Raw genomic sequence first — 16,892 nt, 5'->3', positions numbered from 1 at the left:
ATGGCTGAGCGGCCGGATGCGTCCCGTGCGCCCGAGCTCCTCGTGGAGTCCGACGGGGTCACCCAGGTGATGAGTCCGGGGCACGACTACCACGTCGGCCGGGACCCGCACAGCGAGCTGGTGCTCCGCGACGACCGGGTGTCCTGGCACCACGCGGTGCTCCGGGCCTCCGAGGGCCACTGGCTGGTGGAGGACGAGGGCAGCACGAACGGTACGTACACGGACGGGCATCGGGTGTCGCGGTCCGGGGTCGGGCCGGGGAGCGTGATCCGCTTCGGGAATCCGGCGGACGGGCCGTGCGCGGTGCTCGCCGGCGTCCCCCGCCCCACGACCGTCGGCCGGCCGTCGTCGGTGTCGCACCCGGCGGCCACCCACACCTTCCGGCGGCCCAGCACCGTCCGGCCGCTGCCGCCGGCCCGCACCACGCGGATCGGCCGGGCCACCGACAACGACCTGGTCGTGGACGACCTCGCGGTCTCCCGCCGGCACGCCGAACTCCGGTCCGGCCCGGACGGCTATCTCATCGCCGACCTGGGCAGCCACAACGGCACCTACCTCAACGGCCGTCCGGTCGACGTCGCCCCGGTGCGGCCCGGCGACGTCATCGGCATCGGCCACTCCTCGTTCGTCCTGGTCGGCGACCGGCTCCAGGAGTACGTCGACACCGGCGAGGTCTCGCTGGACGTGCAGCGGCTGTCCGTCCGGGTCGGCACCGGCGCCGCGCGCCGGACGCTGCTGGGCGGGGTGTCGTTCCCGGTCGGTGAGAAGTCGCTGCTGGCCGTGATCGGCCCCAGCGGTGCGGGCAAGTCGACGCTGCTGAACGCGCTGACCGGGCTGCGGCCCGCCGACGAGGGCACCGTGCTCTACGACGGCCGGGACCTCTACCGGGACTACGCCGAGCTGCGCCAGCGCATCGGGCTGGTGCCGCAGGACGACATCCTGCACACCCAGCTGACGGTCCGCCGGGCGCTGGGCTACGCCGCGGAGCTGCGGTTCCCCGAGGACACCGCGCCGGCCGAACGGGCCGCCCGGGTCGAGGAGGTGATCCGCGAACTCGGCCTGGTGGAGCGGGCCGGGCTGCCGATCCACAAGCTCTCCGGCGGGCAGCGCAAGCGCGTCAGCGTGGCGCTGGAGCTGCTGACCAAACCGTCGCTGCTCTTCCTCGACGAGCCGACCTCCGGTCTCGATCCGGGGATGGACCGGTCGGTGATGCACATGCTGCGCGGGCTGGCCGACGACGGCCGGACCGTCATCGTGGTCACCCACAGCGTGCTGAGCCTGGACGTCTGCGACCGGCTGCTGGTGCTGGCACCGGGTGGCACCATCGCCTACTACGGGCCGCCGGAGGAGGCGCTGCCGTACTTCGGGTTCGGGCAGTGGCCGGAGGCGTTCGAGGCGTTCGAGAACGACCGCGGGCGGGACTGGGCCGCGGAGTTCCGGGCCTCGCCGCTGTACGGGCGGTACGTCACCGGGGAGACCCGGCAGCCGCCCGCGCCGCCGGTGCCACGGGCCGCCGTTGCCGCGGCGCCGCCGCCGACCCGGCGCTGGGGCGCGCAGCTGTGGACGCTGATGCGGCGGTACGCGGCGGCGCTGTCCTCGGACCGGACGTTCCTGATCATCATGGTGGCGCTGCCGTTCGTGATGGGGGCGATGGCGCACGGCCTGAGCGGCGGGCGGCTGACCGCGGACACCGCGACGAACGTGCTGCTGATCCTGTGCGTGGGCGCGGTGCTCACCGGGGCCGCCAACGCGGTGCGCGAGCTGGTCAAGGAGCGGGTGATCTACCAGCGGGAGCGGGCGGTGGGGCTGTCCAGGTCGGCGTACCTGATGTCGAAGGTGCTGGTGCTGGGGACGGTCACGGTGGTCCAGGCGGTGGTGCTGACGGTGGTCGCGCTGTTCGGGGTGGGGCTGGGGGCGCCGGGCGGCGCCGGGGTGCTGATGCCGCCGCTGCTCGAAATCACCCTGGCGGTGGCGCTGTTGGCGTTCACCGCGATGATGCTGGGGCTGCTGGTGTCGGCGCTGGTGCGCAAGGAGGAGGTCACCATGCCGCTGCTGGTGCTCCTCGCCATCGTGCAGGTGGTGTTCTGCGGGGCGCTGCACTCGCTGCGCGGCACACCGGTGCTGGAGCAGGTCTCGTGGCTGGTGCCGTCCCGCTGGGCGCTGGCGGCCATGGCGGGCACCGTCGACCTGCACCGGATCCTGCCGCCGCAGCCGCTGACCGAGGACCCGCTGCTCCGGCACGCGGTGGGCCCCTGGCTGCTGGACATGGGGATGCTGGTGGTGCTGTCGGCGGTGTGCGGCTTCCTGGTCCTGCGGCTGCTGCGGCGCCATGAGCCCGAGATCATGCGCCGGTAGCCGCCGGGACCGTCGGCGCGTACGGCGCCGGGGCCGTGCGCGAGGAGCGTGGAGGAGCCGCCTGTGACCACGCCGGACTTCCGCCCCAGCCATGTCGTCCCGCCGGACGGGATGCCGACCTGGGCGGCGCCCGATGCCGCCCGTCCGCTGGTGCCGCTCGATCCGCTGCTGCCCGTCGAGGTCGTCCGGCGGCGCGGCGACTGGGCGCTGGCGCGGTGCTCCAACGGCTGGTCGGCGTGGGTGGACGGGCGGCGGCTGCTGTCGGTGCCGCACGGCCCGCCGACCGCCGGGCGGCCCACCGCCCGGACCGCGGACCCCCGCCCGCTGCTGGCCGCCGTCGAGGACGCGCTGGCCCGGTACCGGCAGGGGGTCGAGGAACTGCTGGCCGGGCGGCTGGACCGGGAGGCGTTCGCGGAGCGGACCGGCGGGAGCCGGATCGGGGCGGTGGTGGACGGCGACGCGGTGTGGCTGTACGACGCGCCGCACGAGCGGTGGTGCTTCTGCGACGGGGTGTCGCTGGAGACGTTCGCCGTGACGGACGAGCCCTCGGCGGACGGGGCACCGGAGGACGGGACTTCGGGGGACGGGCGGGTGCCGGAGGAAGCCGGGCCGGCCGGCGGCGCGGAGGACGCGAGGAGCGCGGGGGGCGGGGGCGGGCTGCCCGGTGAGGCGGAGTTCCCGCCGCCGTTCCCACCGCCCGGCGGGCCGGGTGACCGGACGTGAGCGGGTGGCCGGGCGGCGAGCGGGCCGGTGAGCCGGCGGGCGCCCGGCCCCGGGAGCGGTCGCCGGCGCCGGACTCGGGCGGGCTGAGCGGCCGGCGGATCGCCGGGTACCTGCTCGGGGAGGAGATCGGCCGGGGCGGGATGGCGGTGGTCTACAAGGCCGAGGACCTGCGGCTGGGCCGGACCGTGGCGGTGAAGCTGCTGGCCCCCGAACTCGCCCGGAACGACACCTTCCGCAAGCGCTTCGCGTACGAGTCGCGGGTGGCCGCATCGCTCGACCACCCGCACATCGTGCCGGTCTTCGAGGCCGGGGAGGCCGACGGGCTCCTCTACATCGCGATGCGCTACGTCGCGGGCCGCGATCTGCGGGCACTGCTGGACGCCGAGGGCCGGCTGCCGCTCGCGACCGCCTGCCGGATCGCCGGCCAGGTGGCGTCCGCCCTGGACGCCGCGCACGCCCGCGACCTGGTGCACCGCGACGTCAAGCCCGGCAACGTGCTGATCGCCGAGGGCACCGACAGCGACCGGCCCGAGCACGTCTATCTGACCGACTTCGGGCTGATGAAGAAGTCGCTGTCGCTGACCGGCTTCACCAGCGTCGGCCAGTTCATCGGGACGCTGGACTACGTGGCGCCCGAGCAGATCGCCGGACGCCCGGTGGACGGCCGGTGCGACGTCTACGGGCTGGCCTGCGTGACCTACGAGATGCTGGCCGGGACGCCGCCGTTCGTCCGCGACGACGACCGGGCGCTGCTCGGCGCCCATCTGCACCAGCCGCCGCCGGCGCCCGGCGCCGCGCGGCCCGACCTGCCGCCGGCGGTGGACGCGGTGTTCGCCCGGGCGCTGGCCAAGACACCGGAGGAGCGGTACGGGACCTGCCGGGGGTTCGTGGCGGCACTGCGGGCGGCCGGGCGGGTCGGGTCGGCGGGGATGCCGGCGCCGGTGCCGACCCGGTCGGACGTCCCGGCCGGCGGGGCGGACCGCGGCACCGGCCCGGGGACCACTCCCCCGCCGCCGCCGAGTTGGGCACTCCCGGTGTTCCCGGCACCGGGCACCCGGGGGGCGTAGCCCGGCGGGTCGTCAGGGACCCGGCGGACGGGCGTCGCGGATCTCACCGGGGTGCCGGACCCGGCGCGCCGCGAGGCCGCCGGCGAAGCCGGTGACCAGGCCCCAGGCGGCGCCCACCCCCACCAGCCGCCACAGCTGCGGCTGCAGCGTCACCGCGCCGCCCAGGTCGCCGCCGAGGTCGCCGACGCCGATCAGGGAGAGCCCGTAACGGGCGTCCACCCGGGTGAGCAGCCCGACGACGAGGAGGGTCAGCGCCAGCGCCACCGCCATCTCCAGGGCGTGCCGCCACAGGGGCGTCCGGGCCGGGGCGCGGACCGCGGCGGCGAACGCGGCGCCGAGCAGCACCACCGCGGCCACCGCGACCAGCAGCCGGACCCGGCCGTCCTCGGCGCCGAGCGAGCCCAGGTCGACGGTGTGCGTCCCGCGGTGCCGCAGCACCTCCTCCAGGGCGTGCGGCAGCGGCAGTCCGAGCGCCTTGTCGACATGGCCGGTCCAGGCGCCGCCGGTGCCGATGCCCAGCGCGAGCCAGGCGAGGTTGGGCAGGCCCAGCAGGATCACCGCGAGGGTCCGGGCCGGTTCGCCGCGGGCGATCAGCTCGGCGATCCCGACCAGCAGCCCGAGCCCGGCGTAGACCAGCAGGGTCAGCAGCATCGCGTGGGCCGGCGGGCGGACCGCGTCCTGGAAGCGCAGCAGCCGGGCGGAGAGCGGCGCCCCGCGCGAGACGAGGAAGGCCAGCGCCAGTACGGCGAGCACCCACAGCAGGCCGTAGCCGAGGGTGGCCGGGACGTCGGCGCGGAAGCCGACGGTGGGGGTGCTGCCCAGGAGGGCGCCGATCCGGTCGGCGAGGTCGTTGCCGACGGAGACGGTGAAGTCGTGCCGGGCGGCGAGCGCGATCAGCCACAGCAGGACCAGCCAGCACACCGCCGTCCGGGCGATCCGGCCGAGCAGTTCGCCGGCCGGGGCGACCGCGCGGTGCCGCAGCGGCCGCAGGAAGACCGCGGCGGTGACCAGGGTGCCGGCGAGGGTCACCGACAGCGGGACGGCGTCCACGGCGGCGTGTGCCTCGGCGATGATCCCGGCGTCTCCGGTCGCGTGCAGCGAGCCGCCGGCCGCGGCGACGACGGCGGCCGCGACCACGGAGGGGAAGCCGCCCGCGGGGAGGTCGGCCGCGCCCGCCGCCCACAGGCCGAGCGCGGCGGTCACGACCATGGTCACCAGGCCCGCCACCGCGGCGCCGAGCGCCTCCGCCCAGCCCCGCAGGACCGCCGGGACACCGTGGGAGGGGCTCTCCGGACCGGTCGCCGCCGGGCCGCGCGGCTGGCTCACGACTGCCTCCTGCGGGTGTCTCGTGCCGGGCGCGGGGCCGAGGCGCCGTCCCGGCCACGGTACGCACGTTCCGTACCTCCCCGCTTGCGGAGCGCGCCCGACCTGAGCACACAATTGCCCATAAGCACACGCGCATATGCCGATACCTGCTCCTACACCCGCAAATCCGGGCTCAGTTCGCCTTGCCCGATGGCCCCAGCACGCCGGGAAGAGGGACCCGTGACATCTTCACCGCCACCGGACGACCAGCCGGGACGCGAGCCGATCGGCCCGCCGTCCGGGCCGCTCACCCCCACCGGGGACTCCCACCCGCCGACCCGCGTGTCGCCGCAGCCGGGGCGGCCCACCGTGCCGGGCACCGGCGGCGCTCCGCCCCCGGTCGACACCGGCGGCGGAGGGGGCGGAGGGGGCGACGGAGGCGGAGGGGACGGCGATCGGGGCGGCCCGGGCGGCGGGCCCCCCGGCCCGTCCCGGCCCTGGTGGCGGTCGGCTCCGCGGATCGCGCTCGCCGCGGCCGTGGTGGTCGTGGCCGTGGTCCTCGCTGTGGTGCTGCCCCGCCTGGGCGGCGGCGGGACCGCGGGCGCACTGCACCTGGAGTCGGCCGGCTCGTCGGGCCCGGCCCCGTACACCGACTCCACGGTGAACGGTGACGGCACCGCGTCCCCGACGGCCACCCCGTCCGTCGCACCGCACGGCGACCACCAGGCCATGAGCGTGTCGGGGGCGGCGCCCGGCCTCTACGGCGGCAGCCAATCCAAGGCCAGCTGCGACGTGGAGAAGCAGATCCGCTATCTCGACCGCGACCGGGACAAGGCGCAGGCGTTCGCCGGCGTGGTGGGGACGAGCGTCGGGGAGCTGCCGACGTATCTGCGGTCGCTGACGCCGGTGCAGCTGCGGGTCGACACCTGGGTCACCAACCACGGCTACCAGGACGGGAAACCCACCTCCTACCAGGCGGTGCTCCAGGCGGGCACGGCAGTGCTGGTGGACGCGCTCGGGGTGCCGCGGGTGCGCTGCGCCTGCGGGAACCCGCTGACGAAGCCGGCGGCCGGCGGGCAGGGACTGACGACGCAGGGCAAACCCTGGCCGGAGTTCCGGGACTCGGACGTGGTGACGGTGCAGCCGGCGCCGGAGCCGGTGCAGACGTTCGTCCTCAAGGACGGGGTCAACGGGCAGTACTTCAGCCGCCCGCAGGGCACCGACGGCAGTACGGACCAGCCGGCGCCGGCGCCGTCCAGTTCGCCGTTCTCCCCGCCGCCGTCCGCCCCGTCATCCCCCAGTTCGCCGGGGAGTGGGACGCCGCAGTCACCTCAGTCGCCGGGCGGCACCTCGCCGGAGTCCCCGTCGAGTCCCGGCTCGACGCCGGGCAGTCCCTCGACCCCCGAGCAGCCCACGCCCGGGTCCACCACACCGGAGCAGCCCGGCGGGAGCGTGACCCCCAGCACCCCGACCGGGTCCGGATCCAGTTGATCCGCGCGGCGCCCTCCGGACTTCGATATCGAACTGTGTCCTAATAAACCGGCGCACCGCACAACCTCTGAAGCGGACAAAACATCTGTATATGCGGCGGATGCCTCCGGCTCCGCCGCTGTCCGTTGTTCAGCTTTGGAGGGACCCTCGTGCACGCCGGAACACGCCGCCACACCGCCCGGTTGATACCCGCCGCCCTCGCGGCGGGACTGCTGCTGACCGCGTGCGGGACCGGCGCCGGCTCGTCCACGGCGGCGGAGCCGGCGGCCAAGGTGACCGTCACCCCGGCCGCCGGCGGCAACGCCGCGAAGCTCGGCTCGCCGATATCCGTCAAGGCGGACGGGGGCAAGCTGACCGCGGTCGACGTCAAGGACGACAAGGGCGACAAGGTGCCGGGCCACCTGGCCGCCGACGGCGCGTCCTGGACGTCCGAGGGCAAGGTCCGGCCGAAGACCACCTACACCGTGACCACCAAGGCGAAGTCCACCGGCGGCAAGGAGTCCTCGGCCACCTCGACCTTCACCACCGAGCAGGCCGAGAAGGTCAACAAGCTGACCAACACGCCGGGCAACGGGCAGACGGTCGGCACCGGCATGCCGATCTCGATCAAGTTCGACGACAAGGTGGACAAGAGCCGGCGCGCCGAGGTCGAGAAGGCGCTGAAGGTCACCAGCCAGCCGAAGGTGGAGGGTGCCTGGGGCTGGGTGCGGGACTGGGACGGCAAGGACCGGATCGACTGGCGGCCCAAGGACTACTGGCCGAGCGGCACCAAGGTCTCGGTGCGGGGCGCGCTGGGCGGGATAGATTCCGGCGGCGGCCGCTACTTCGCGCGGGACTACGACTTCGACTTCAAGATAGGCGCCGACCACAAGGCCGTCATCGACGTGCCCTCGCACAGCATGACCCTGTACGAGAACGGCAAGGCGGTCGACACCATCAAGGGCTCGGCGGGCTCCCCGGAGGCCCCCACCCGCGGCGGCATCCACACCGTCCGCAGCAAGAACGCCGCCGAGACCATGGACTCCGCCACCATCGGCTACGGCAACCAGTGGATGCTGGACTCCAAGTGGGTCACCCACCTCACCGCGTCCGGCACCTTCCTGCACTCCGCGCCCTGGAACCAGTCCATCGGCGTGGTCAACAACAGCCACGGCTGCTTCGGCATGACCACCTCGGACGCCAAGAAGGCGTACGACTTCCTGAGCATCGGCTCCACGGTCGAGGTGAAGGGCACCTCCAGCACCGCGAAGACCGACGTCGGCAACGGCCTGGAGGTCTGGCAGGAGAACTGGCAGCAGTGGCAGCAGCGCAGCGCACTGAAGTGACGGCGCGCTGAGGCAGCCGCACCGGCCGCATCAGACCGGAAAGCGCCGCCGCCCGGGACGTCCGGGCGGCGGCGTTCCGCGTACCGGCCGGGCTCCGCGGGGCGCGGGCGGAGGTACGGACGGTCAGCGGATGTCGTGGACGGTGCGCCGGTAGGTGGAGCGCCGGTCCTCGATGGCGGCCCAGCGGTCGCCGTAGACGGTCTCGGTGATGCCCGGTTCGCGGAGGAAGGCGTGCGGGAAGCCGAGCGGGACCGCGCTGGTGGCGTCCAGCCGCGCCAGGGCGTCCGGGTCGAGGGTCACCTCGACGCTGCCGAGGTTGTCGGCCAGTTGGTGCTCCTTGGTGGCGCCGATGATCGGGACGATGTTGCCGGGGCGCTGCCGCAGCCAGGCCAGCGCCACCTGGGCCGGGCTCCAGCCGCCCTGCTCGGCGATCTCCAGGACGGCGGTGACGGTCTCCTCGGCGTTGTGGTCGGCGCGGTTGTCCCAGTCGTGGTCGTCCAGCCGGCCGGACTCGCCGCGCCGGTACTTCCCGGTGAGCTTGCCGGCGGCGAGCGGTGCCCAGGCGAGGACGGCCAGGTCGAAGGCGCGGGCCTGGGGCAGCAGTTCGCGCTCCACGGTCCGTTCCAGCAGGTTGTAGCGCAGCTGCGAGCCGGCGAACGCGGTCCAGCCGCGCAGCTCGGCGAGGGTGTTGGCCTGTGCGATCTCCCAGGCGGGCCAGTCCGAGACGCCGAGGTAGAGCACCTTGCCGGAGCGCACGAGGTCGTCCAGGGCGCGCATCACCTCCTCGACGGGGGTGAAGTTGTCCCGGGCGTGCACCCACAGCACGTCCAGGCGGTCGGTGTTCAGCCGGCGGAGGCTGGCCTCGACGGACTGCACGAGGTTCTTGCGGTGGTTGCCGCCGGCGTTGACGTCGCCCTGGGCGGTGGCGCAGGTGTACTTGCTGGCCAGCACGAAGCGGTCCCGTCGGCCGGCGAGCAGCTCGCCGAGCATCGTCTCGGAGGTGCCGCCGGTGTAGTTGTTCGCGGTGTCGAGGAAGTTGCCGCCGGCGTCCGCGTAGGCGTCGAGGAGGCGCGCGCTGGTCTCCTTGGCGGCGCCCCAGCCCCAGTCCTCGCCGAACGTCATGGTGCCCAGGGCGAGTTCGCTCACCCGCAGACCGGTCCTGCCGAACAGTGTGTACCGCACGTGTTCCCCTCTGGTCGGTGGTGGGGCACACGCTAGGAGCTGGAGTGCGCTCCAGGGCAAGGCGACATTCCCGCCGGTGGGTTGGCGGGCGGGGGCAGGCAGCGGTGGGGCCGGGAGGCGCCGGTGCCGGGCGCCTCCCGGCCGGGCCGGTCAGGCGGTGTGCAGTGCCGGGTCGCTGACGCCGGGCTTGCCGGTCTCGACGTGGCCGGCGAGGCGGCGCAGGAAGCCGGCGTCGGTGTCGGCGGTGACGGTCAGGTCGTACCAGCGCTTGCTCGCGGTGAGGTCCACGCGCTGCGTGACGGTGCCGCCGGGGTCGACCCGCACGGTCTGCTTGGCGCCGCCGTAGGCGTTGGCGACGGTCAGGCGGACGGGGGCGGTGCCCGGGTTGGTGAAGGACAGCTCCAGCCTGCCGGAGGCGGCGTCGTGGCGGGCGGTCACCTCGGGGGTCGCCTTCTTGCCGGGGCCCCGGAAGGTGCGCAGGAAGCCGTTGGGGCCGTGCACCGTCAGGTCGTGACTGCCCTTGGAGTAGGCGGAGTTCCAGGTGTCGGAGAGGGTCTTGCCGGCCTCGGTGGTGTACGTCCAGGGGCCGTCGGTGCGGTTGCCGGAGGTGACCAGGAAGCAGGCGCCGGCGGCGCCGCCACCGCTGAAGGTGAGGGTGAAGCGGCCCCCGGCGACATCGGCCTTGCCGTCGGTCAGCGGGGCGTAGCGCAGCGGGCGGCTGGGGCGGGAGCCGGCCTCCTGCTTGGGCAGCACGGGGTTGGCGGGCGGCGTGGGGTGGTAGCTGTCGTGCCGCTTGTGGTCCGGCGGCTGGTACCCCTTGGTGTCCGGCAGCGAGGCCGGCTTGGTGTTCTCCAGGGAGAAGTCGAAGGCGGAGGTCAGGTCGCCGCAGATGGCGCGGCGCCAGGGCGAGATGTTGGGTTCGTGGACGCCGAAGCGGCGCTCCATGAAGCGGATGACGGAGGTGTGGTCGAAGACCTCGGAGCAGACGTAGCCGCCGGTGCTCCAGGGGGAGACGACCAGCATCGGGACGCGCTGGCCCAGGCCGTAGGGGCCGGCGGCGTAGGTGGCGTTGCCGGGGAAGTGCTCCAGGGCGGTGTCCACGGTGGAGCGGCCCTGGTCGGCGGAGGCCGGCGGGAACGGCGGGACGACGTGGTCGAAGTAGCCGTCGTTCTCGTCGTAGGTGATGAACAGCGCGGTCTTGCTCCACACCTCGGGGTTGGAGGTGAGCGCGTCCAGGACCTGGGAGACGTACCAGGCGCCGTAGTTGGCGGGCCAGTTGGGGTGCTCGGAGAACGCCTCGGGGGCGGCGATCCAGGAGATCTGGGGCAGCTTGCCGGCCTTGACGTCGGCCTTGAGCTGGTCGAAGTAGCCGCCGCCCTGCTTGACGTTGGTGCCGGTGCGGGCCTTGTCGTAGAGCGCGTCGCCGGGCTTGGCGTTGCGGTACTGGTTGAAGAAGAGCAGCGAGTTGTCGCCGTAGGTGCCGCGGTAGGCGTCGTCGATCCAGCCCCACTTGCCGGCCGCGTCCAGGCCGTCGCCGATGTCCTGGTAGATCTTCCAGGAGATGCCGGCCTTCTCCAGGCGCTCGGGGTAGGTGGTCCAGCCGTAGCCGGCCTCCTCGTTGCCGACGACCGGGCCGCCGCCGGTGCCGTCGTTGCCGACGTAGCCGGTCCACATGTAGTAGCGGTTGGGGTCGGTGGAGCTCATCAGCGAGCAGTGGTAGGCGTCGCAGATGGTGAAGGCGTCAGCGAGCGCGTAGTGGAAGGGGATGTCCTTGCGGGTCAGGTACGCCATGGTGCCGGTGCCCTTGGCGGGGATCCACTGGTCGTACCGGCCGTTGTTCCACGCCTGGTGGCCGCCGTGCCAGTCGTGGTTGAGGCCCTCGATGAACTGCATGCCGAGGTTCTCGGCGTCGGGGTGGTAGGGCAGCAGGTCCTTGCCGCCGTCGGACTGGTACCAGACGGACTTGCCGTTCGGCTGGGTGACCGGGCGCGGGTCGCCGAAGCCGCGGACGCCGCGCAGCGAGCCGAAGTAGTGGTCGAAGGAGCGGTTCTCCTGCATCAGGACGACGATGTGCTCGACGTCCTTGATGGAGCCGGCGCTGCGCCGGGCGGGGATGGCGGCGGCGCGGGCGATGCTGCTGGAGAGGGCGGTGGCGCCGGCGGTGGCGCCGGCTATCTGGAGGAAGCGCCGGCGGTTGATGTCAGCCATGTGTCTGGGGACCTCGTGTGGGTGGGGGGATGACGGACGGTCGGGTCGGGAGGGCGGTGCGGAAGGGGTCGTTCGGATACCGCGGGTACAGCGGTCAGCAGAGTGTTCCAAGAGGAACGAGGGTCCGGGAAGGGGGGGTGTCCCGGAGGTGACACCTCGCGGTACGGAGGGCGAACTCGCCGGCCGGCGGCGCCCGGGCAGGACAAACGGCCGGCGGGTCACGGTGGTTCTACCGTGACCCGCCGGCCGTTCGCGGTGCCGAGCCGGGGCTGGGGCCTGTCCTAGACCAGCGTCGCCTCCGACGGGGACGGGCCGGTGGGGGCCGGGGCGGCGGGGGGTGCCGCGGGTTCGGCCGCGGGGAGGGGCGGCTGCGGGGCGGGCGGGGGCGGCACCACGTCGGGCACGCTGCGCAGCGGGGCGGACGGGGCGGACCGGGCGGTGCGGGCCGCGCCGACGCGGCGGGTGAACCAGACGACCTTGCCGTCGGGCGTGCCGCAGGTGCCCCAGCTGTCGTTGCGGGCGGCGATCCGGGCGAGTCCGCCGTCGGCGGCGGACTCCAGCCGGGGCAGCCGGGGGCCCTCGTCGGCGACCGCGGCGGTCAGATGGCGGCCGGTGCGCCGGAGTTCGACCACACAGCGGGCGTCGGGGCCGACGTGGCGGTGGACGTTGGTCAGGAGTTCCGCCACCCCCTCGCACACGGCCGGGATCTGCGGTTCGAGGTTCCAGTGGCGCAGGTGCGCGGCGACGATCCGCCGGATCTGGGGGACGCGCTCCGCCGAGACGTGCAGTTCGACCGTGTAGTGCCGGTCGCCGGGTGGTGTCATGTGGTGGCTCCTCACCGCGAGGCTCACGTCCTTCACCTCGTCGGACCAACGAACCCCGAACACGAAGAGTGAGCAACCGTCAGTATGGGTGGACTGCCATGCTGACCCGCGGCATCCGGGCCCGCAACGCGGGAGGTCCGTTTGAGTCGACCGGCTCTCAGGTGAGCGGCACGGCCAGCGCGGCCAGGACCTTGTCCGGTGTCAGCGGCAGCTCGCGGAGCCGGACGCCGATGGCGTGCCACACCGCGTTGCCGATCGCGGCCGGGGTGCCGACGATGCCGATCTCGCCGATGCCTTTGCTGCCCATGGGGTTGAGGTGCGGGTCCTCCTCGTCGAGCCAGTGCGCCTCGACGGCCCGGACGTCGGCGCAGGTCGGGACGTGGTAGGCGGCCAGGTCGCGGGCGGTGAAGTCGCCGAAGACCGGGTCCAGGGCGCTGTCCTCGGTGAGTGCCATGCCCAGGCCCATGGTCATGCCGCCGACGAACTGGGAACGTGCGGTGCGGGGGTTGAGGATCCGCCCGGCCGCGTACTGGCCGAGCAGCCGCCGGACGCGCACCTCGCCGGTGCGGGTGTCGACCTGCACCTCGGCGAAGACCGCGCCGAAGGAGTGCCGGGCGTAGGGGGAGGGTTCCGCGGCCTCCCGGCGGGTGTCCTCGGCGACCGTGATCCCTCCGGCGGGGAGCGGCCCGTCGTGGTCGCGGAGCCGGGCCCGCAGCGCGGTGCACGCCTTGTGGACGGCCCAGCCCCAGGAGGCGGTACCGGAGGAGCCGCCGGCGAGCACGGCGGACGGCAGGTCGCTGCTGCCGATGTCGACCCGGACCCGGTCCTCGGGGACACCGAGCGCGGCGGCGGCGACCTGGGTGAGGACGGTGCGGGCACCGGTGCCGATGTCGGTGGCGTTGACCCGGATCCGGTAGCCGCCGTCGGGGTCGGCGTGCGCCTCGGCGTCGGAGGCGGAGATCAGGACGGGGTAGGTGGCCGCGGCGACGCCGGTGCCCAGCAGCAGGTCGCCGTCGCGGCGCACGCCGGGGCGCGGGTCGCGGGCGGGCCAGCCGAAGCGCTCGACGCCGGCGCGGAGGCAGTCGGCGAGGTGGCGGCTGCTGAAGGGGCGGCCGGAGTCCGGTTCGGTGTCGGGGTCGTTGCGCAGCCGCAGTTCGACGGGGTCGAGGTCCAGGGCGGCGGCGAGTTCGTCGACCGCGGACTCCAGGGCGTACATCCCGGGGGCCTCGCCGGGGGCGCGCATCCAGGAGGGGGTGGGGACGTCGAGGGCGGCAATGCGGTGGACGGTGCGGCTGTGCGGCGAGGTGTACATCATGCGGGCCGGGATCGCGGCCTGTTCGACGAACTCGGTGAGGGTGGAGGTGTGGCTGACGGTCTCGTGGGCGAGGGCGGTGATCACGCCGTCCCGGCCGGCGCCGATCCGCACCCGCTGGAGGGTGGGTGCGCGGTGGCCGACGACGGCGGACATCTGGCGGCGGGGCAGGGCCAGTTTGACCGGGCGGCCGGTGTACCGGGCGGCCATCGCGGCGAGCACGACGTGCGGGCGGGGCGTCCCTTTGCAGCCGAAGCCGCCGCCGACGTGCTCGGAGCGCACGGTGATCTCGTCGGTGCCGAGCTTGAAGAGGGCGGCCAGGTCCTCGCAGACCCTGGTGGAGCCCTGGCTGGAGTCGTGGACGGTGAGGTGGCCGTCCGCCCACTGGGCGGTGGCGGCGTGCGGCTCCATGGGGTGGTTGTGCAGCGGCGGCACGGTGTAGGTGACGTCGACGGTCGCCGGTGCGGCGGCGAACGCCGCGTCGAAGTCGCCGCGTTCGCGGGCCCCCGGGCCGCCGAAGACCTCCTCCGGCACGTACAGCCGGGGGTGGTCCGCGGTCAGGAGGACGTCGTGTTCCTCCTCGGCATAGCGGACGCGGACGGCCTCGGCGGCGTCCCGGGCGGCCTCCAGGGTTTCGGCGACGGCGAGCGCGACGTACCAGCCGCGGTGCGGGACGCGGTCCTCCTGGAGCACGGCGAGGGTGGGGTCGTCGGTGGCGGCCAGGCGGGGCGCGTTCTCGTGGGTCAGGACGGCGATCACCCCGGGCAGGGCCAGCGCCGCGGCGGTGTCGACGGCGGTGATCCGGCCGCGGGCGACGGTGGCCGGCACCGGCCAGGCGTGGGCGCAGCCGGGCGGGGTGTGCTCGGCGGCGTAGCGGGCGGTGCCGGTGACCTTCTCGCGGCCCTCGCGGCGGACCAGGGGGGTGCCCAGCGGGTGCGGTGGCGGGCCCGGCGGGAACGGAGCGTGGTTCATGGCGCGGGTCCTTGCGGTCGGGGGGCGGGGCGGCCGGGCGCGGCGAGGTCGGTGAGGACGCCGACGGCGAGGGCGTGCGCCAGCGGGACCTTGAAGCCGTTGTCGCGCAGCGGTGCGGCGGCGGCGAGTTCGGCGTCGGCGGCGCGGGCGAAGGTCTCCTCGGTGGCGGGCGCGCCGTGCAGCACGGCCTCGGCGGCGCGGGCCCGCCAGGGGCGGTGGGCGAGGCCGCCGAAGGCGAGGGCGGCGTGCTCGACGAGGCCGTCGCGGACGGCGAGGACGGCGGCGACGGAGGCCAGCGCGAAGGCGAACGAGGCGCGGTCGCGGGCCTTGCGGTAGCGGGAGCGGGCGCCGGGGCGGGGCGGCGGCAGGTCGACGGCGGTGAGGAGTTCGCCGAGCCGGATCTCGGTGTCCCGTTCGGGGGTGTCGCCGGGCAGCCGGTGGAAGTCGGCGGCGGGGACGGTGCGTTCGCCCTCGGGGCCGTGCAGGCGGACGGTGGCGTCCAGGGCGGCGAGGGCGACCGCCATGTCGGAGGGCTGGGTGGCGACGCAGTGCGCGGAGTGGCCGAGCACCGCGAGGTCGCGGTGGGCGCCCTCGCGGGCCGGGCAGCCGCTGCCGGGCTCGCGTTTGTTGCAGGGTTTGGCGGTGTCCTGGAAGTAGCCGCAGCGGGTGCGCTGGAGGAGGTTGCCGCCGGTGGTGGCGACGTTGCGGAGCTGCCCGGAGGCGCCGGCCAGCAGGGCCTGGGACAGCGCGGGGTAGCGGTCGCGGACGGCGGGCGCCGCGGCGAGGTCGGCGTTGCGGACCATGGCGCCGATCCGCAGGCCGCCGCCCGGGAGTTCCTCGATGCGGTCCAGCGGGAGCCGGCCGACGTCGATCAGGGTGCGCGGGGACTCCACGCCGAGCTTCATCAGGTCGACGAGATTGGTACCGCCGGCGAGGAACTGGGCGCCGGGCTGGCCGGCCGCCGCGCGCACCGCCTCGTCGACGCTGCCGACCCGCAGGTACCCGAAGGGCCTCATCGGCCGGTCACCTCCGCCCCGGCGGCCGCCGCGTCGGCGACCGCGGCGACGATCCCGGGGTAGGCGCCGCAGCGGCACAGGTTGCCGCTCATCCGCTCCCGGATCTCGTCGTCGGTGAGCGCCACCGGTTCCCCCGACGGGGCGGTCTCCGGGGTGACGAGGGAGGGGAAGCCGGCGGCCGCCTCGGCCAGCACGCCGGCGGCCGAGCAGATCTGGCCGGGGGTGCAGTAGCCGCACTGGAGGGCGTCGCGGTCCAGGAAGGCGGCCTGGAGGGGGTGCAGCCGCTCGCCGTCGGCGAGGCCCTCGACGGTGGTGATCCGGCGGCCGTCGAGCGTCACGGCCAGCAGCAGGCAGCTGTTGGCGCGCCGGCCGTCGACCAGCACGGTGCAGGCGCCGCACTGCCCGTGGTCGCAGCCCTTCTTGGCACCGGTGAGGCCGAGGTGTTCGCGGAGCAGGTCCAGGAGGGTGGTGCGGTGGTCGAGGGCGAGGGTGTGCGGGGTGTCGTTGATGGTGAGGGCGAGCGAGGAGTGGCCGCCGTTGACCGGGTGGGGGCCGGTGTCGGTGGTGTCCGGGAGGCCCTCCCCCGGCGCCATCAGGGGGCGCCCTTGGTGACGGTCCGCCGCAGCGTCTCCAGCCGCAGCTCGACCTCCTTCTCCTGGTCGCCGGCGGCCATGCCGAGGACGGTCACCGCGAAGGCCGGCTTCAGGCCGGCGCACAGCTGGTCCACCGCCCAGTAGCCGCCCTGGAGGGTGACGACCACCGGGGCGGTCAGCGGCCGCGGTTCGGGTTCGGTGCCGCGCTCACCGACGTCGACGGTGGAGGTCCACACCGTCGTGCCCGGCCCGGCCATCTCCCGGGGGACGTCGTCCGCGGCGCGGTCGGAACGGAAGGCGGTGCGCAGGGCGCCGAAGACGGCGTGGGCGTCCGCCGCAGCGCAGCCCTCGACCTCCACCACGACCTCGGCCGATACGTGTTCCGGGGATGACGCGTGTTCCGCGCTGTTCACTGTGGGCCCTTCCTGTGGGTGCCGCACGGGGGTTCCGGACGCTTCCAGGCTCGCTCCGCGCCCCGGTGTGTGCGACCGGAGGCTCGAACGAGTGGTTTAAACGGGC

13 protein-coding genes are annotated in these 16,892 nt (G+C 74.6%); 5 read left to right on the top strand and 8 right to left on the bottom strand.

From position 1 onward, the window contains the following. From K2224_RS36005 to K2224_RS35995, 3 genes are all read left to right on the top strand, one after another. Window positions 1-2,355: an FHA domain-containing protein gene (locus K2224_RS36005; protein WP_221911306.1), complete on the top strand. Its 2,355-nt coding sequence runs from the start codon at window positions 1-3 to the stop codon at window positions 2,353-2,355. Between the two features lie 63 nt (window positions 2,356-2,418). After that, window positions 2,419-3,078 (top strand): hypothetical protein, encoded by a 660-nt coding sequence (locus tag K2224_RS36000; RefSeq protein ID WP_221911305.1) that lies wholly within the window; start codon window positions 2,419-2,421, stop codon window positions 3,076-3,078. Further along, window positions 3,075-4,145 carry a serine/threonine-protein kinase gene (locus K2224_RS35995; RefSeq protein WP_398200867.1) on the top strand — a complete coding sequence of 357 codons (1,071 nt, stop codon included), beginning with the start codon at window positions 3,075-3,077 and terminating at the stop codon, window positions 4,143-4,145. Before K2224_RS36000 ends, K2224_RS35995 begins: the two co-directional genes overlap by 4 nt. 12 nt (window positions 4,146-4,157) lie before the next feature. Here the strand turns inward: K2224_RS35995 and K2224_RS35990 are convergent, their stop codons facing one another. Further along, complete coding sequence (locus tag K2224_RS35990; RefSeq protein ID WP_221911304.1) at window positions 4,158-5,471, bottom strand: streptophobe family protein; 1,314 nt, start codon at window positions 5,469-5,471, stop codon at window positions 4,158-4,160. Between the two features lie 219 nt (window positions 5,472-5,690). On the opposite strand from K2224_RS35990, the gene K2224_RS35985 reads away from it, so the two are divergent. Then, entirely contained in the window at window positions 5,691-6,941 is a 1,251-nt protein-coding gene (locus tag K2224_RS35985) for a DUF6777 domain-containing protein (protein ID WP_221911303.1), read from the top strand. Window positions 6,942-7,090: 149 nt separating this feature from the next. After that, window positions 7,091-8,266 (top strand): Ig-like domain-containing protein, encoded by a 1,176-nt coding sequence (locus tag K2224_RS35980; RefSeq protein ID WP_260693679.1) that lies wholly within the window; start codon window positions 7,091-7,093, stop codon window positions 8,264-8,266. Window positions 8,267-8,389: 123 nt separating this feature from the next. On the opposite strand, the gene K2224_RS35975 is transcribed toward K2224_RS35980, so the two are convergent. From K2224_RS35975 to K2224_RS35945, 7 genes are all read right to left on the bottom strand, one after another. Beyond that, window positions 8,390-9,448: an aldo/keto reductase gene (locus tag K2224_RS35975; protein ID WP_221911302.1), complete on the bottom strand. Its 1,059-nt coding sequence runs from the start codon at window positions 9,446-9,448 to the stop codon at window positions 8,390-8,392. A gap of 150 nt (window positions 9,449-9,598) precedes the next feature. Next, entirely contained in the window at window positions 9,599-11,656 is a 2,058-nt protein-coding gene (locus tag K2224_RS35970; protein WP_221911301.1) for a phosphocholine-specific phospholipase C, read from the bottom strand. A gap of 281 nt (window positions 11,657-11,937) precedes the next feature. Continuing rightward, window positions 11,938-12,480: an ATP-binding protein gene (locus tag K2224_RS35965; RefSeq protein WP_221911300.1), complete on the bottom strand. Its 543-nt coding sequence runs from the start codon at window positions 12,478-12,480 to the stop codon at window positions 11,938-11,940. Between the two features lie 157 nt (window positions 12,481-12,637). Continuing rightward, entirely contained in the window at window positions 12,638-14,764 is a 2,127-nt protein-coding gene (locus K2224_RS35960; protein ID WP_221911299.1) for a xanthine dehydrogenase family protein molybdopterin-binding subunit, read from the bottom strand. Further along, window positions 14,761-15,780 (bottom strand): xanthine dehydrogenase family protein subunit M, encoded by a 1,020-nt coding sequence (locus tag K2224_RS35955; protein ID WP_221911298.1) that lies wholly within the window; start codon window positions 15,778-15,780, stop codon window positions 14,761-14,763. The genes K2224_RS35960 and K2224_RS35955 overlap by 4 nt, the downstream gene beginning before the upstream one ends. Beyond that, window positions 15,777-16,373: a (2Fe-2S)-binding protein gene (locus K2224_RS35950; protein WP_260693678.1), complete on the bottom strand. Its 597-nt coding sequence runs from the start codon at window positions 16,371-16,373 to the stop codon at window positions 15,777-15,779. The genes K2224_RS35955 and K2224_RS35950 overlap by 4 nt, the downstream gene beginning before the upstream one ends. Continuing rightward, window positions 16,373-16,786, bottom strand: coding sequence for a hypothetical protein (locus tag K2224_RS35945; RefSeq protein WP_221911297.1), 414 nt, complete (start codon window positions 16,784-16,786; stop codon window positions 16,373-16,375). The genes K2224_RS35950 and K2224_RS35945 overlap by 1 nt, the downstream gene beginning before the upstream one ends. Window positions 16,787-16,892 lie beyond the last annotated feature (106 nt).

It is taken from the genome of Streptomyces sp. BHT-5-2 (genome assembly GCF_019774615.1).
GTDB lineage: Bacteria > Actinomycetota > Actinomycetes > Streptomycetales > Streptomycetaceae > Streptomyces.
Note: the sequence above shows the minus strand (reverse complement) of the source record. Positions and strands in the feature narration are given on the sequence as shown.

Coding starts and splice junctions, on each gene's coding strand:
- K2224_RS36005 (WP_221911306.1), top strand. CDS start 1: ATGGCTGAGCGGCCGGATGCGTCCCGTGCGCCCGAGCTCCTCGTGGAG.
- K2224_RS35970 (WP_221911301.1), bottom strand. CDS start 11,656: ATGGCTGACATCAACCGCCGGCGCTTCCTCCAGATAGCCGGCGCCACC.
- K2224_RS35965 (WP_221911300.1), bottom strand. CDS start 12,480: ATGACACCACCCGGCGACCGGCACTACACGGTCGAACTGCACGTCTCG.
- K2224_RS35960 (WP_221911299.1), bottom strand. CDS start 14,764: ATGAACCACGCTCCGTTCCCGCCGGGCCCGCCACCGCACCCGCTGGGC.
- K2224_RS35955 (WP_221911298.1), bottom strand. CDS start 15,780: ATGAGGCCCTTCGGGTACCTGCGGGTCGGCAGCGTCGACGAGGCGGTG.
- K2224_RS35950 (WP_260693678.1), bottom strand. CDS start 16,373: ATGGCGCCGGGGGAGGGCCTCCCGGACACCACCGACACCGGCCCCCAC.